The sequence below is a fragment of the Agrobacterium sp. S7/73 genome, from assembly GCF_019355535.1.
GTDB classification, from domain to species: Bacteria; Pseudomonadota; Alphaproteobacteria; order Rhizobiales; family Rhizobiaceae; genus Agrobacterium; species Agrobacterium tumefaciens.
Window position 1 is genome coordinate 32,228 of the sequence record NZ_CP072139.1, and the last position, 13,944, is coordinate 46,171.

At 56.7% G+C, this 13,944-nt stretch carries 17 protein-coding genes and 3 pseudogenes; 14 read left to right on the top strand and 6 right to left on the bottom strand.

The genetic code is table 11. From position 1 onward, the window contains the following. Positions 1-12: 12 nt before the first annotated feature. On the bottom strand, positions 13-300 hold the full coding sequence (locus J5276_RS29450; RefSeq protein ID WP_209159749.1) for a hypothetical protein: 288 nt from the start codon (positions 298-300) through the stop codon (positions 13-15). A gap of 305 nt (positions 301-605) precedes the next feature. Here J5276_RS29450 and J5276_RS29455 point away from each other — a divergent pair, with 305 nt between their 5' ends. The 3 genes from J5276_RS29455 (at position 606) to J5276_RS29465 (ending at position 1,890) form a co-directional block, all read left to right on the top strand. Beyond that, the gene (locus tag J5276_RS29455) at positions 606-941 is read left to right on the top strand and encodes a hypothetical protein (protein WP_209159751.1); all 336 of its coding nucleotides are present in this window, start codon (positions 606-608) and stop codon (positions 939-941) included. Positions 942-1,088: 147 nt separating this feature from the next. After that, positions 1,089-1,370, top strand: coding sequence for a hypothetical protein (locus J5276_RS29460; RefSeq protein ID WP_065654515.1), 282 nt, complete (start codon positions 1,089-1,091; stop codon positions 1,368-1,370). 133 nt (positions 1,371-1,503) lie between these two features. Next, positions 1,504-1,890: a hypothetical protein gene (locus tag J5276_RS29465; protein ID WP_229002290.1), complete on the top strand. Its 387-nt coding sequence runs from the start codon at positions 1,504-1,506 to the stop codon at positions 1,888-1,890. A 287-nt stretch (positions 1,891-2,177) separates the two neighbouring features. Here J5276_RS29465 and J5276_RS30900 read toward each other — a convergent pair whose 3' ends face one another. After that, positions 2,178-2,378, bottom strand: a complete 201-nt coding sequence (locus tag J5276_RS30900; RefSeq protein WP_209159753.1) for a hypothetical protein — start codon at positions 2,376-2,378, stop codon at positions 2,178-2,180. A gap of 36 nt (positions 2,379-2,414) precedes the next feature. Between J5276_RS30900 and J5276_RS29475 the strand changes: the two genes are divergently transcribed. From J5276_RS29475 to J5276_RS29505, 7 genes and pseudogenes are all read left to right on the top strand, one after another. Continuing rightward, on the top strand, positions 2,415-2,888 hold the full coding sequence (locus tag J5276_RS29475) for a transposase (protein ID WP_229002291.1): 474 nt from the start codon (positions 2,415-2,417) through the stop codon (positions 2,886-2,888). Then, complete coding sequence (gene tnpB, locus J5276_RS29480; protein WP_209160203.1) at positions 2,885-3,241, top strand: IS66 family insertion sequence element accessory protein TnpB; 357 nt, start codon at positions 2,885-2,887, stop codon at positions 3,239-3,241. Before J5276_RS29475 ends, tnpB begins: the two co-directional genes overlap by 4 nt. 71 nt (positions 3,242-3,312) lie before the next feature. Further along, positions 3,313-4,845, top strand: coding sequence for an IS66 family transposase (locus J5276_RS29485; RefSeq protein ID WP_209160202.1), 1,533 nt, complete (start codon positions 3,313-3,315; stop codon positions 4,843-4,845). Between the two features lie 14 nt (positions 4,846-4,859). Further along, on the top strand, positions 4,860-5,087 hold the full coding sequence (locus J5276_RS29490) for a hypothetical protein (RefSeq protein ID WP_209160201.1): 228 nt from the start codon (positions 4,860-4,862) through the stop codon (positions 5,085-5,087). 258 nt (positions 5,088-5,345) lie between these two features. After that, positions 5,346-5,592 (top strand): annotated as a pseudogene (locus tag J5276_RS29495) (winged helix-turn-helix domain-containing protein); the annotation flags it as partial. Between the two features lie 288 nt (positions 5,593-5,880). Then, complete coding sequence (locus tag J5276_RS29500) at positions 5,881-6,192, top strand: helix-turn-helix domain-containing protein (protein ID WP_112960086.1); 312 nt, start codon at positions 5,881-5,883, stop codon at positions 6,190-6,192. After that, the gene (locus J5276_RS29505; protein ID WP_209159998.1) at positions 6,185-7,438 is read left to right on the top strand and encodes a type II toxin-antitoxin system HipA family toxin; all 1,254 of its coding nucleotides are present in this window, start codon (positions 6,185-6,187) and stop codon (positions 7,436-7,438) included. The genes J5276_RS29500 and J5276_RS29505 overlap by 8 nt, the downstream gene beginning before the upstream one ends. 164 nt (positions 7,439-7,602) lie before the next feature. Here J5276_RS29505 and J5276_RS29510 read toward each other — a convergent pair whose 3' ends face one another. From J5276_RS29510 to J5276_RS29520, 3 genes are all read right to left on the bottom strand, one after another. Continuing rightward, complete coding sequence (locus tag J5276_RS29510; protein WP_209159979.1) at positions 7,603-9,963, bottom strand: hypothetical protein; 2,361 nt, start codon at positions 9,961-9,963, stop codon at positions 7,603-7,605. A gap of 149 nt (positions 9,964-10,112) precedes the next feature. Further along, positions 10,113-10,691, bottom strand: a complete 579-nt coding sequence (locus J5276_RS29515; protein WP_209159980.1) for a PIN domain-containing protein — start codon at positions 10,689-10,691, stop codon at positions 10,113-10,115. Continuing rightward, positions 10,681-11,127 carry a DNA-binding protein gene (locus J5276_RS29520; RefSeq protein ID WP_209159981.1) on the bottom strand — a complete coding sequence of 149 codons (447 nt, stop codon included), beginning with the start codon at positions 11,125-11,127 and terminating at the stop codon, positions 10,681-10,683. Before J5276_RS29520 ends, J5276_RS29515 begins: the two co-directional genes overlap by 11 nt. Positions 11,128-11,397: 270 nt before the next feature. Here J5276_RS29520 and J5276_RS29525 point away from each other — a divergent pair, with 270 nt between their 5' ends. Together J5276_RS29525 and J5276_RS29530 are read left to right on the top strand one after the other, a co-directional pair. Beyond that, on the top strand, positions 11,398-11,706 hold the full coding sequence (locus J5276_RS29525) for a type II toxin-antitoxin system RelB/DinJ family antitoxin (protein ID WP_209159982.1): 309 nt from the start codon (positions 11,398-11,400) through the stop codon (positions 11,704-11,706). Continuing rightward, a complete protein-coding gene (locus J5276_RS29530) occupies positions 11,703-11,996 on the top strand; it encodes a type II toxin-antitoxin system RelE/ParE family toxin (RefSeq protein ID WP_209159983.1) in 294 nt (97 codons plus the stop codon). The genes J5276_RS29525 and J5276_RS29530 overlap by 4 nt, the downstream gene beginning before the upstream one ends. A gap of 60 nt (positions 11,997-12,056) precedes the next feature. Here J5276_RS29530 and J5276_RS30905 read toward each other — a convergent pair. Then, a pseudogene (locus tag J5276_RS30905) lies at positions 12,057-12,622 on the bottom strand (siderophore-interacting protein). Between the two features lie 26 nt (positions 12,623-12,648). On the opposite strand from J5276_RS30905, the gene J5276_RS29540 reads away from it, so the two are divergent. Then, the gene (locus tag J5276_RS29540; protein ID WP_229002292.1) at positions 12,649-13,302 is read left to right on the top strand and encodes an ABC transporter permease; all 654 of its coding nucleotides are present in this window, start codon (positions 12,649-12,651) and stop codon (positions 13,300-13,302) included. A 44-nt stretch (positions 13,303-13,346) separates the two neighbouring features. Next, a pseudogene (locus J5276_RS29545) lies at positions 13,347-13,814 on the top strand (class I SAM-dependent methyltransferase); the annotation flags it as partial. Between the last annotated feature and the right edge of the window lie 130 nt (positions 13,815-13,944).

Genomic DNA, 13,944 nt, shown 5'->3' on the forward strand with positions numbered 1-13,944 from the left:
GGTGTTTCCCCGTTATCTGCCGAACTCCGGAAGGCCTTGGATTGCGTACCTCGCGAGTGGTTTGCGAGCTGGCACACGGTCCCGCTTCTGCACCCCGAACAGGAACAGCATTTCTCCTTTGAGTTTGGAAGGGTCGGTCATTCCACCCTGAAAAAGATCAATTATCTTGCGAGTGGCCTTGTTGAATGCCCGGTCGTCATCCAGGCGCGTATCGATTTCAAAGCCTGCATCTGACAATAGAGACCGCAACATATTCAGATCGTGAGACGAAATCGGGCCGTATTCTTGTGCGGAAGACATCGTGTCCTCCTTTCGTTGGGGCCAAGGGATTTCACCTTGAAGCGGTAACGCCCTTTAAAAAAGCTACCGAAGAAATCAGCCTGCGCGTTTTGAGTTTCATTAGCAAGGGAATTCCAATGCGCCAGAATACAGCCGCCGCTCAATGATGACCAGCGAATGGCTGGCGAACTTCGCTTGATGTTCTTCCAAAACCGTATTCGCTTGCGTCTGGAGCTATTCAGGCGCACTGTAAAGTGTCGGTAGCGATGTCACGGGCACTACTGGTTGAGGGTCGGTTACCCTGGCCCCAACGAGAGGAGGACAATATGTCTTCCCACGCCAGCCTTGCAGCCATCTCCCCAGAGGAGATGGAGATGATCCAGTCAGTTTTGAAGAGAGCAGGCTATAACGCCACGTTGCTGGGCAATGACCAGCGACAATTCAATACGGCCGCATTTCTTGTAATGAGACTGTTTCTTGCGGGAGAAACATCTGCAGATGCTCTCGCGGCACAATTGAAACGCCGTCTTGGAAATGCGGACTCACTCAAACAATCCTATCAATCACGGCCTGTTGTTGAGGCCGTCAGAAGTGTTCCGCGCAACACGATATACGTCCTCAACTTTTTCAGGAAGGCGCGTGATCGATCGATTGAGGGTTGATGAACAGTCCTGGAAGAACGAAGGCGGTATTGTAAGGAACCCCGTTGCCAATCCTTCTCGGGGTCCGAAATCCACTTAGTTGAGAATGACAGTTGAGAATAAACGTTGCGGCTCCGTGTGAATTACATGTCAGGAAAGAGTGAGGGTATGAAAGAAAGAAAGACATACAAAGAAATCACTTTCGCGAACCCGTTCGTACTGGATGGACTGGTAGTTCCTTTGGAAGCTGGAACATACCGTCTGGTTGTCGATGAGCAGCTTATTGAAGGTCTCAGTTTTCCTTCGTATCAACCCGTCGCTACACACCTTGAGATACCCGCTATCTCCGCCCAATTAGTCAAGCGCCAGTTTTTGCAGGTGTCCGCGGAGGAAATAGAGGAGGCGCTGCAAAAAGATACCGAATCGCAATGCGGCGAGTCCGACCAGTGATCAAAACGCTTCACCCGTTGGCCGGTGAGTGCGCTAGTCAGTTTGTGCGTAAGCGGTAATACGACGCTATTTGCACGCTGCTTAGTTTTCTCCAGACAAAATCTATCTCCGGCATAGCGCGGGCGAGCGCAAAATGAGTAAGAAGGATATTCCTGTGTTACATGCCTTCAGAGGCAAAAAACTGATAGTGGTAGAGCGGCGTCCGTCATTGACGGCAGCGTGCCATGCGCAGCTTGCAGCCGCCGGAGCCATCGTTGCAGGCCCTGTTTCCTCTGTCGAGCAAGTCTTGAACCTGGTGGAAGCTGGCGATGTCGACGGGGCAATTATTGACGTCAAAGTTGACGTGGAAATGATGTTACGTTTAGCCATGCTTCTGGAATCAATGGCGACGCCGTTCGTTTTCGCATCTTTCATCGAGGTGAACTCGGAAGGCTACGCCTTTAGCGGTGATAGGGAGCATCTCCGCAAGATAGCGGACGCTCTTTTTGGCTCGCCTGGACCGGCGTCAACCCTCCATTAATGTGGCCCCGTTGAATAGATGGCGTGGTTGCCACTCCACCCACGGCACGTTCTGCCAGAGGATGACCGGATTAAATCCGACGGGTGAAAGGATGGCGGCATGACATACAACACTAGGATTGGGATCGATTTGGCGAAGAGCGTTTTCCCAGTTCATGGAGAGCTCAGGGTTCGGCAGAAGCTGTCCTGGCAGCATTTTTCCCAATTTATATAGCCGGGCAAGGCGTTCTGATAGTCGTAATAGAGGCGTGCGGGAGTGCTCGTTACTGGTCACGCGAGCTGGCGAAACTAGGCCATAATGTACGGCTGATAGCACCACAATATGTGTGTCCATTCGTAAAGCGCCAGAAGAACGATGCTGTGGATGCCGAAGCGGTTGTCACCGCCGCACAGCGGTCCGAGATGCGCTTCGTCACGCCGAAACCGGAGGAGCAGCAGGCACAGGCGCATCTTTTTTGCGGAAGAGAACGACTTGAACGTAAGCGTCATCTTGACCCCACCTTCCGGATCACCTGGTGATTGACGATGTTGAGCCTGAACAGAGGGCTTGGACATATGTCGATTTCAGAGCTTACGCTTAAAACTAAGGATGAAGAGCCGGTTCGTCGGTTCGAGGTATTTACTGGAAGTGGTCGCCGCCGCGAATGGAGTGACGAACAGAAGGCGCGGATCATCGCGGAAAGTTATGAGCCCGGCGTGACCGTGTGCTCGGTGGCACGGCATCACGGGCTAACATCGCAACAGTTGTTCACCTGGCGACGGCTTGCCCGCAGGCCGCTCGATACAGCGCCGGACGAGGCATTGATGTTTGCGCCTGCCATTGTCGCCCCACAAGACATACCCCCGGCGAAAAAGGTACGGCGAGCACGGTCACCGAGGAAGGCTCATGGTGAGGCTGTGATTGAGCTGGAGTTTGGTGGTGCAATACTGAGGATTGCATCTGGCGCTGACGCCACGACGATTGCAGCCGTCATTGCGGCCATGAAGGCATCATCGTGATTGGTCCGTCCGGCGCGGTGAAAGTCATGATCGCCACCAAGCCTGTCGACTTCCGCAAGGGTGCAGAGGGGTTGGCGGCACTGGTGAAGGCAGAGATGGGAGCCGACCCGTTCTCCGGCACGATCTATGTGTTCCGGGCCAAGCGAACCGACCGCATCAAGTTGATCTTCTGGGACGGTAGCGGCGTGTGCCTGGTCGCCAAGCGGCTTGAGGATGGCGAGTTCCACTGGCCCCGGATGCAGGATGGTGCGATGCATCTGACATCCGCCCAGTTCTCGGCTCTATTTGAGGGGCTGGATTGGAAACGCGTCCATGTGCCAACCGAAACACGCACCCCCGTTATGGCAGGATAACGGCCGCGACAAATTGAATCAGCCGCATTCAATATCTCGTTTTGTGGGGCAAAATATGCTGTTCTTGCCCCATGACGATAAGGGCGGACGATCTTCCCAATGACCTGAACGCGCTGAAAGCGATGGTGCTTTCGCGCGAGGCGGAGAATGCCCGCCTGCGTCAGATCATCAAGGAATTGCAGCGCCACCGGTTCGGTCGCCGAGCCGAAACGCTTCCCGAGGATCAGCTTCTCTTAGGCTTGGAAGAAGCTGAACAGGTCGAGGCGGATGGTCTGGAAGCGAAAGAAGAAGCCTCTGCCGCTGTGCGCCAGGAACGTGTTGCCAAACGGCGAACGAACCGGGGTTCTTTGCCAGCTCACCTGCCACGCATCGAGATGATCGTCGATATCGATGACCATGCCTGCCCAGGCTGCCGCCATGATTTGCATCGGATCGGCGAGGATGTCAGCGAAAAGCTCGACATCGTTCCCGCTCAGTTCCGTGTGTTGGTCGTGCGCCGCCCGAAGTATGCCTGCCGGGCCTGTGAGGATGTCGTGGTTCAGGCTCCGGCTCCCGCCCGGCTGATCGAAGGCGGCATTCCGACCGAAGCAACCGTCGCCCAGGTTCTGGTCTCCAAGTATGCCGATCACCTGCCGCTCTATCGTCAGACGCAAATCTACAAGCGGCAAGGGATCGACCTCGACCGCTCGACACTCGCGGATTGGGTAGGCCGCGCCGCCTGGCATTTGCGTCCTGTTCATCAACGGTTGCTCGACGTTTTGAAGACATCTTCAAAGCTCTTTGCCGATGAAACGACTGCCCCGGTTCTCGATCCCGGACGGGGCAAGACCAAGACCGGGCAACTCTGGGCCTATGCTCGCGACGACAGGCCGTGGCGGGGAGACGATCCGCCCGGAGTTGCCTATGTCTATGCACCGGATCGCAAGGCCGAACGCCCGATGACCCATCTCGACGGTTTTGTCGGCATTCTCCAGGTAGATGGCTACAGCGGTTATCGCCCGTTAGCTGCCAAGAACACCGTATCGCTGGCATTTTGCTGGGCACATGTTCGTCGGCGCTTTTACGAACTGGCCGCTGCCGGTCCCGCACCTATTGCCACCGAGGCGCTACGGCGCATTGCCGAACTCTACAGAAACGAAGACGAGATACGTGGCCGCACGCAGGAAGAGCGCAGCATCGCGCGTCAGGAAAAGAGTCGTCCGATCACCGACAGTCTAGCGCCCTGGCTCACACAACAGCTCGGGCTCATCAGCCAGAAGACAAAGCTGGCCGAAGCGATCCGATACACCTTGTCGCGCTGGGATGGGCTGACCAGGTTCATCGATGACGGCCGCATCGAGATCGACTCCAACACAGTCGAGCGATCCATAAGACCAATTGCCCTCAATCGGAAAAATGCACTCTTCGCGGGTTCCGATGCAGGAGCCGAACACTGGGCGACCATCGCATCACTCATCGAGACCGCCAAGCTCAACGATGTCGAGCCGCTTGGCTATCTCGCCGACGTGCTTATCAGGATCGTCAACGGTCACCCCAACAGCCAGATCGACGAGCTGTTGCCCTGGTCATACAGGAGCGATAAAATCCTCCCGACAAAAGAATAGGCGTGGAGTGTGCCGTGACAGAGCAGAGCATCTCGTGGGAGCAGGATGGAATCGACTCCGGCTGGTTCTTCGCCGCGAATGTCGGCTCCGTGAGAAGCAGTTCCAGCTATCGTCCTGGAGGCTGGTGGTTCCTTCCAAAGTGGTTACCTGACACGGAAGAAAACGATGTCGGCCCCTTCAAAACCAAAACTGCCGCGTTGGCAGAAGCAGAGCGTCTGGCTGCCCACGAACGCACAAAATAGCAGTATCAGCCTCCACCCGCCGTGGCCCCAGAACAGCGCTTACACTTGAACGTCAGCATAACGACTTGGTGAGCGCGCTGCGATCAGTGCTCTACGAATTTGGGCATCCGGTTCCTCGAGGCATTGGGCACCTGAATCGGATTGAAGCGATGGTCGAAGCTGAAAACAGCGATCTGCCAGAACTGGTTCGTGACGAATGCCGCGATATTCTGCTGCAAATCGCCGAGAGGACGCAACTGGCTCGCCTGCTCAACGGGGAGTGATAGAGCAGGATCGGCCCTTCGCATTCACGAGCTTTTCCAGCAGAATCCCTTTCACACAGCGAACCAAATTGTTCAGGTGACGGGTTTGTCCGCACCAACGGTCAACGCCGCACTTGCCGACCTGGAGCGATTAGGCATCGTTGATGAGATTACCGGCCGTAAGCGTGGCCGGGTGTTCCAGCTATCGACGATACCTTGCGATTCTAGGAGAAGGCACCGATCCCTTGCCTCTCAATTCATGACAAATTGATGGGCCAACGGTTCAAATCCCTTCAAGGTGCAGACGACCGGCAGGGCCCACGCAGATGCGGGGCTTGGTTTTCATCTGCATGGGCGATGTGGATCAGCCAGTCATCTGAGTGGCTACCCTGATTGCTTAACGTTCTCTCAGTAGAGGAAGCAAAATTGATCTGTAGGAAGATCTTTTGGTCTCAGATGATCCCTATTGGCGGCATCTGGTTTGACATGGGTAGAGGTTATGAGATACGTAAACATATCAGAGTGAGCGAGATGAAGCATTAAGGTATCAAATGAAGTCGGATTCGGAGGCTCTTCAGGCGATAGGGCGGCTGCTCAAGACATCACGCAAGACTTTGGGCCTCACCCAGGAGCAGGTTGCGGATATGGCGGGTCTATCGCGTCCGCGGTACCGCGAGATTGAGGCCGGAGCCAGCGCTGCCCGTACGACCACACTGATCAACATCGGTCGTGCGCTTGGTCTGGAACTGATGCTCATCCCGCAGGCGATGGTCCCGGCGGTTGAAGCTTTGCTACAGCCAGGTGGCGCCGAAGATGACCTTCCTGCTTTCATCGCCAGTCCTGATGGTGATGGCAATGTCTGATGCGCCTCTTGATCCAAGATCTATAACCTCGCTGGACGTGCTGCTGAATGACCTGAAGGTAGGCATGATCGTGAGGACGCCGGGAGACTTCAACGCGTTCAGCTTTGAGGAGAGCTATCGACAGACGGGTGGTTTCCCAGTGCTCAGTCTGTCATTCCGCGCCGCACATGGGGGGTTGCGGAAGGACCCGAAGCCTGTCGCGAGGGCTTTGCCACCGTTCTTTGCGAACCTTCTTCCAGAGGATAAACTGCGCGAGGCGATGGAGAAGCACCATTCAGGTAGCGTGCGGGCAGGAAATGATTTCGATTTGCTTGCAGCACTTGGATCGGATCTGCCGGGGGCTGTCCGAATTGTGCCGAGCGAAGGCACCGTTGTTCGTAATGAGGGTTTGACAACCCCCAGACCGAAGGCCCGGTTTTCGCTCGCCGGTGTGCAGATGAAACTTTCCGTCATCAAGAACACAGGAAAGGGTGGCGGTCTGACGATCCCCTTAGGCGACGAGCAGGGCTCATATATCGCCAAATTTCCATCGACTTCATTCCCCGCTGTCTCGGAAAACGAATTTGCAAATCTCGCATTGGCCGAAGCGATTGGAATGGAAGTGCCGGAACGCGAGCTCGTGGAGCAATCGCAGTTCGAGGGTATTCCGGCGGAGTTTGAGACGCTGTCCGACGGCAAAGTACTTCTCGTCAAACGTTTCGATCGGGTAGCCGGTGGTGAGCGCGTCCATATCGAAGATTTCGCTCAGGTATTCGGCGTCTATCCGTCTCGAAAATATGAGGGGGCCGCCTATCATGATATCGCTGTGGCTCTTGGGATCGCCGTTTCCTCAGCGGCAGCCCTCGAGTTCGTCCGACGACTGGCTTTGGCTGTGCTGACAGGAAATGGCGACATGCACCTCAAGAATTGGTCGCTGATTTATCATGGGAAGGGCGACAAGCCTGCACTCGCTCCAGTCTATGATGTGCTATCGACCGTCCCATACATTCCGTCGGATGCCATGGCACTGTCGCTGGCCGGTGAAAGGCCGTTCAAGGCAATGAACACCCAGCGATGGAAAGTCTTCGCTCATCGTGCGCGAATGCCGGAAGCCGCTGTGCTGAAGGCTGTTATGGAGACGGTGGAGCGCGTCAACCAGTCTTGGTGGTCTCTGCCTGAACGAGCTGTTCTCCCCAATAAAGTATTGGAACGGGTTGATGCCCACATCAAGCTGATGTCGCCGATCCTCGGGACCTGTGCGGATTAGCAATTGGCGTTTCTGCGTAAAGCGTTAGCAGTTTCGTGGCTCACCAATGCCGATAGGGTCGCTGGTTCGAATCCCGTCAAGGCGGAGACGATAAGTAGTGTCCCAGACGGCTGCGGACATTTTGCGCATATGCCTGCAATGGCCTGAGCGACGCATCCAACATACTAAGCTGCCTCCCATACCTGATTGAGGATCCGCGCAGCTAATGCTGCTTTGTCTTGAGGCAGAAAACGTCCGTAGTGCTGCTGCACGACGTCGGGCGTGTCCTGAATGGCATAACTGGCCTGCTCATAGGATCCTGTTTGCTTCAGGATGTGAGTGGCAAGCACGTCTCGGACGTTGTGTGGACCATGTGGTAGCAAACCCTTAATGGCACCGCGGCCTGTATAGGGGTTGTAGATGCCGTAGCGCTGGATCGCTAACCGCCAAGCCTCGTAAAACGTCGTTTGATTGTAAGCGGCGTCGATGCTGGTCGTCTTAACTGTCTTGACGAACAGCGTGCCGGGATCGGGCGCGCGTCCCAAGAGCACCTTCCGGTGCCGTTCGATATAGGCGTTGAGATAGGTGTAGAGATCAAGAAGATCCGGCAGCACCAGACGAAACGGCTTCTGCCCGAAAAAGGAGGAGCCCGAGTTCTTGAAAGCGTTGGATGGGATGAAGACTTCCCACCCACGCTCCCGTTCGTTCCAACGCAGTTCGCCTCTCTTCATGTCTTCGAGCCGGCGTTCTGCCGTTGGGAATTGTCCGCGTGGGCAGACCAGCAATTGCCGAAGGTTTTTCTGCCTGAGGCCGAGATGTAAGCCCAGCCTCAGCATAAGGAACGAACGGACCGCCTCAGCGGCCGCTCTCGGGTAGCGGTGCTCGTCGGGCATACGCTTCAAGATCTCCTCGGTGATCTTCCGATATTCAGCGAGCGGGCTTTCTGCTTCCAGCACGCACATGATCGGCTCGAATGGATCGCGGTGCACGCGCATCACCCGCTGGATTTCTTTTGAACGGTTGGCGGCATGGCGGTGGAAGTTTTCGCATGCGCCATGCCAGTCCCGACGAGCAGACTCGATCTCGTCTGTCGTGAGCAGTCCTTCGATCGGCTTCACGTTGCGCAGGAGTTCGGGATGTTGGCGAAGCCAGCCGACTTCAGCGCGAGTAAGGGCCATGGCCACCATCAGCATGTCGTCTTCCCATTTAGTAAAGAAGCCGCGACGGCGCTCGCGCCACTGCAGATACCAATCCCACACGCCCGGGAAGATCAGGAGGCCGAAGGTAAGTCGATTGAGCGGCACGCCTCGGCCTTTGACAACCCCGTTCGGGGATGCCGCAAGTGCCCCAAACATCAGGCCGAGATGTTCGATTTTCTGGCTGGCGGTCTCCTCATTCCAGACGCCATTTCTGCGGAAGCCGATCTCGGTGAGAGTCGACGTTTTGAAGCGGATGAGATCTGCCATCTCCATCGCAAGCCGAGGGGGTGCGTCAACGACACCGGAGAGCAGGTCTGGATCCTCGAAAGCCTTGGTCAAACGCCCTTTTTCGTCCTCATCTCGCAGCCAGCTAGAAGCCGCTAGTCGAGGAGTAGGTGCACTCCCGCCATATGTGATCCCAGGGAACCGGATTGCGTAGCGCTGCTTCGTTGCTGCCGCCTGGAAACGCCTGTAATCCGTCGACCCCGAGATGATGACGCGCCGGACCCATTCCAGGATCTCTGCGCGCTTTGAAAAAGGCAGGCTGCTGAAGTCGTCGGGAAGATGCCAGGCAAGCCGGCGCCGCTCCGCCGGGCTGATGTCTTCCAGATCGTGGCCATATAAGGACCTGGACTGATGTGGCAGTTTGGCTTTGAAGTAGCCTCGCTCCAAGCCATATCTGCGCTCGATCCGGCAAAGGATATCAAAGCTTGCCACCGAGCGCGGCACACGCTGGCCCTCAATCCACGACAGCAAGGTCTTCGCATCAAAGGTTTCGTCTATGCGAACGACCGCCCGGTGGAGTTGCCAGTAACTCTCACCAAAGCGGCGCATTTGATAGGCGAGTGCATCGGCGAATGAACTCGGGTCTTCGTTGGCCTCGAACAAGGGTTCTGGTTTGTCAGAAACTGATCTCGGCTTAGGGCCGGGGCGGCCAGGTGAGGGCGAGCTCTCGATCTCTTCGATTTCGTGATGCTGGCTTGTCGGGGAGGGGGTAAACTTTCCCGTGGCACCGGATATCGGCGCAGCTTGCAGTCTTCTGCCTTTCGGAGCATCGTCTTCTACAAGCGGCTCCTTCAGCCAGCGCATGATCGCATCCAGCGCTGGTCGCAGCTGTTTCTTCAACGTTATCGTCAGCGCTTCATCGATCCCACAATCGTGCGCTATCTGCCGCCAATCATAGCGGTTGTTCGCTAGAGCGGGTGTCTTTCGAAATGTGATTAACGCCAGAAGGTAGGCGCGGACGTTGTCAACTACCCGATCCGGCGCGACAGGAACAATGCGGACATCGCAGTAGGTCGAGATCTTTTTCTGGAAATGGCGTTTGGAAAGGTCTTCGTTTGGCATGTGTCATCCCGTATTCTCTCGGGGCCTCAGGCCGAGGGCGTGCGGAATTAGTGGTAGACGGTTAAGAATCCGTAAAGTCTATAAGGACGACCCGACAACCCAAAGAAGTCGTCGGGCGGTCTCGTCAATTTTTCAAGGATTGCGCGGGCTCACTTCAATCCGGTTATGTTCCGGCGAAGCATCCCTGAAAACTTCTTCAACCCGCCTTGATGAAGCGCGTCGACGAACGCCTCAACCGATGGAATCGACTTTCGCAGATTATGCCTCGCACTTTTGACACTGGAGATTAGCGCTTCCGGAAACGCCGCATGGAGATCGGTGAGGAAATCATCTGGCGACTTGCTCGTCACACCATGGGCGAGAAGGTTGCTTGCGGGAAAGTCCTTCAGGTTCCAGGTGACGATGACGGAGGCTTTGCCCGCGATGGCTGCCGCGAGGACGTGTCGATCATCGGGATCCGGTAGCGTGAGTTCGTGAATCAACGGGCGATAGTCAGCCACGACGGCTTCTGGGAGGACCGCGTTCATCCGGTCGCGCGTGGCTCTCAAACGGTCGATGGACAAACCTGGTGTGTTGGCGGCGAGATTGCGCATCCACTCATCATGTATATCGTCGGTCCAGCGCGCCTCGACAAGACCGTCGAAGGCGCACTGGATCAGAATGTTGCGGAGGTGGAAGGGGTAGAGGACGCAGGCATCGTAGACCGCGACGGGCGGATTAGAGGCCATAGGTCTCGATCAGGTCCTCTGTGTCCTCGGCAAGTGCGTCCATTGCCATCTGTCGTTTGTCGAGCTTCGACTTCAACGCGAGCACATCCTTCAGGAGGGCGCGGCGGTGTTTGCCGACGTAGCGGAATGGCAGATCGCCACGGTCCATGCGCAAGACGACGAGCGGACGAGAGATGCCGAGAATGGCTGAAGCGTCACTTGGGCTCACTTCCTGGTCCTCGGCCAGCACTGCAACGCGCTCACCGCGCAGCATATGCGCCAGAAGGGCTTCGACAGCTGCGGCGGCCGAGGGTGGGATCGGGAGCGTGCGCGCCTTGCCACCTGCATCACGAACGTGGAGTTCCAGCCTGTCACCGGCAACCAGCTTTGGCAACGGCATTGCTGTTTTTCGATCGCGATCTGACAGTCTGGCGAAATGAACAATCTGGCTGGCCATGCGATATCTCCTTAGCAGCCAATATAGCGAGAGAGACCTCTATCTGCAATAACTGAAAGTGTGGGTTGGTTGCGATGGCGGTGATGGGGCGGTTCTTCGGAACGCCGGTTCGATTCCGATCAAGAGCTAAAGCGGTTGCCGAACGGCTGGGTCGGTGGTTTGTATCCTTTATCAAGACTAAGAAAGACTAGGTGGACAACGACAACCTGAAACTTTGTGTAGAATTTGTCATTCAATTGCATTACTATCTCGTCAGATATGGAGATAGTCATGGCCGCAAACGCACTTGTCCAAACACGTATTGATGCCGAGGTTCGGGATCGTGCCTCTGCCGTTCTTGAGAGCATGGGCCTTACGGTATCCGATGCGGTCCGTATATTGCTTACACGGACTGCCAACGAAGGGGCGCTCCCCCTTGAGCTCCTTTCGGGGAGTGAGGCTCATGACGTTTGGTTTCGCAACAAGGTGCTCGAAGCGCTAAACGATACTCGCCCGGACGTATCCGACGACGAGGTTGAGGCGCATTTTGCCGAACGTCGAGCGGCTGCCCGTCTTAAAGCTGGTGCGCTCAAATCGTGAAACTTACTTGGTCTGCGTTCGCGTTATCGGATCGCGACGCCATCTTCACATACATTGAGGCAGATAATCCTGCGGCCGCCGTTCTGGTCGACGAACGGATAGTCGCAGCCTCACGTCGCTTGCTCGATTTTCCCGCCAGCGGCCGTGTTGGTAGAATTGCCGGTACACGCGAACTCGTCATCAACGGCACGCCCTACGTAGCTGTTTATGCCGTTACCGACACGACAGTTCGAATTCTTCGTGTATTGCATGGCGCGCAGGAATGGCCAGAGTCTGTGCCGATAAGCTAAATCGATTCTTTCCCATGGGGCCGACGGTTAGAATCTTATCAATTGCAAAACTCATTGTTTTCACTGAGGTAGATAAGCATCGGCCCCTTTGATGATGATGTCTTCCTCGCTGAGAGACCGATGCCAGTGCGAATAGAGCACGAAGCGGTCACGCGGAAGCCCGACCTCCTTCCTCAGATGACGATGAATCGCGCTGAATGCTTTGTATTCGCATCCACCCCAGAAGAAGACGCCCGCTGGACATTCCGGCCAGCGAACGGAGCGAATTGCGTCCTGAAGCAGCGTCGTTGTGCCTGCACCCTTGCCGTTGCGATACAACCATTCGATCGAAACGCCGCTGGAAGAACAGAGCGGCAGTTCGTCGGCGGGCGTATCGATTCAATAAAGGCATGGCCGGCTGCCGGCGCCGGCAGATATTTGAGAATTCTGGCAATGCCGGGCAATGCAGTCTCGTCGCCGGCGAGAACGTAGAAGTCCGCCGGCCCCGGGCCATTCGCCGCAGAGCCCAGAATGCCGACGACATCGCCTGCCCGTGCATCCATCGCCCACACGGTCGCGGGGCCGGGGTTGGCATGGAGCGCGAAATCGATTGTGATTGTCTGTCTTGCCGTGTCGATGAAGCGGATCGTATATCCTAGCCCGCCATTCCGGTGTGACGGCGCAGCATCTGCTGGGAACCGATCATCTCGGACGCGATCTTCTTTCGCGCCTCATGGCGGGCGGATGGCGCACCGCGCTTCTGGTTCTGTCGGTCGGCACCATCGCCTTTACCGGTGGCACCTTGCTCGGCGCCGGCGCCGCGGTGCTGGGCAACTGGCAGGAGAGGGTGGTGTTGCGCTGTTGCGAATTCTTCGTCACCGTTCCGACGCTCATCATCGCGCTGACGGCGGCCGCGATTTTTGGCCTGACGCTGATAACGGCCGGGCTGGCGCTTGGTCTTGCCGGCATTGGCCCGACGGCTCTGCTTGCCCATTCCCTCAGCCGGCGTGTGCTTGGGCAACCCTTTGTCCATGCCGCACAGGCGCTGGGCGTTCCGCCCTTGCGAATGGTCCTGCGCCACCTTCTGCCGAATATCCTGCCGCTGATGATAACCCATACCGGAAATCAGGCGGGTTTTGCCGTCACCGCCTATGCCTCGCTGGCCTTCATCGGGCTTGGCGCGGACCCTTCCAAACCGGACTGGGGCTCGATGTTGTTTGAATATCGCGTTTTCATCTTCGATCATCCAAGCCTGATGATCTGGCCCGGCATCGCAATCGCCATCACGGTTGCGACGCTCAACATCGTATTCGACGCTTCCGACTGATCATTTCGCTGAGCTTGAACATGGAACACACAAGGAACGATACGTTGGATGGCGGCAATTTCGATCTCAAGGAAGAAATCCGCGACTACTGGTCGAAAAGATCGGAGACCTTCGATCTCGCCTTCGGACACAGGATCGCCGCCGGTCCGGAGGCTGATGTGTGGCAGAAACCGATCCGGCAGCTGATCGGCCCGGAGCCGAAACGTGTTCTTGAACTGGCCTGTGGCACCGGCGAGGTGACGCACCTGATCCACGATCTCGGCCACGATGTTACGGCACTCGACTTTTCAGAGGCGATGCTGGCTGTGGCGCGCGCCAAACACGCCGGCAAACCGCGGCTGCGTTTCGTCATGACGGACGCCGAAAACACCATGGAACCCGATGCATCCTATGACGCAACCATCTGCCGGCATCTGGTCTGGACTTTGACGCAGCCCGAACAGACGTTCCGCGAATGGTTCAGGCTTCTCCGTCCCGGCGGCCGGCTTCTGTTTTTCGACGGCGACTGGGCGATTTCGCGATTACCAGGTGGCGCTCCGGGTCGGCCGCATAGCTGACGAATGCGAGGTTCGATCCGGTAGCCCATTTGGTCTGTGGCGGCTTGTGGCGGTTTCCCGTCGCGACCCGTGTTGGACACGATAG

What these genes read in the sequence shown, in the direction of transcription:
- J5276_RS29450 (WP_209159749.1), bottom strand. Translation starts at nt 300, where the DNA reads ATGTCTTCCGCACAAGAATACGGCCCGATTTCGTCTCACGATCTGAAT.
- J5276_RS29455 (WP_209159751.1), top strand. Translation starts at nt 606, where the DNA reads ATGTCTTCCCACGCCAGCCTTGCAGCCATCTCCCCAGAGGAGATGGAG.
- J5276_RS29460 (WP_065654515.1), top strand. Translation starts at nt 1,089, where the DNA reads ATGAAAGAAAGAAAGACATACAAAGAAATCACTTTCGCGAACCCGTTC.
- J5276_RS29465 (WP_229002290.1), top strand. Translation starts at nt 1,504, where the DNA reads ATGAGTAAGAAGGATATTCCTGTGTTACATGCCTTCAGAGGCAAAAAA.
- J5276_RS30900 (WP_209159753.1), bottom strand. Translation starts at nt 2,378, where the DNA reads ATGACGCTTACGTTCAAGTCGTTCTCTTCCGCAAAAAAGATGCGCCTG.
- J5276_RS29475 (WP_229002291.1), top strand. Translation starts at nt 2,415, where the DNA reads ATGTTGAGCCTGAACAGAGGGCTTGGACATATGTCGATTTCAGAGCTT.
- J5276_RS29485 (WP_209160202.1), top strand. Translation starts at nt 3,313, where the DNA reads ATGACGATAAGGGCGGACGATCTTCCCAATGACCTGAACGCGCTGAAA.
- J5276_RS29500 (WP_112960086.1), top strand. Translation starts at nt 5,881, where the DNA reads ATGAAGTCGGATTCGGAGGCTCTTCAGGCGATAGGGCGGCTGCTCAAG.
- J5276_RS29505 (WP_209159998.1), top strand. Translation starts at nt 6,185, where the DNA reads ATGTCTGATGCGCCTCTTGATCCAAGATCTATAACCTCGCTGGACGTG.
- J5276_RS29510 (WP_209159979.1), bottom strand. Translation starts at nt 9,963, where the DNA reads ATGCCAAACGAAGACCTTTCCAAACGCCATTTCCAGAAAAAGATCTCG.
- J5276_RS29515 (WP_209159980.1), bottom strand. Translation starts at nt 10,691, where the DNA reads ATGGCCTCTAATCCGCCCGTCGCGGTCTACGATGCCTGCGTCCTCTAC.
- J5276_RS29520 (WP_209159981.1), bottom strand. Translation starts at nt 11,127, where the DNA reads ATGGCCAGCCAGATTGTTCATTTCGCCAGACTGTCAGATCGCGATCGA.
- J5276_RS29525 (WP_209159982.1), top strand. Translation starts at nt 11,398, where the DNA reads ATGGCCGCAAACGCACTTGTCCAAACACGTATTGATGCCGAGGTTCGG.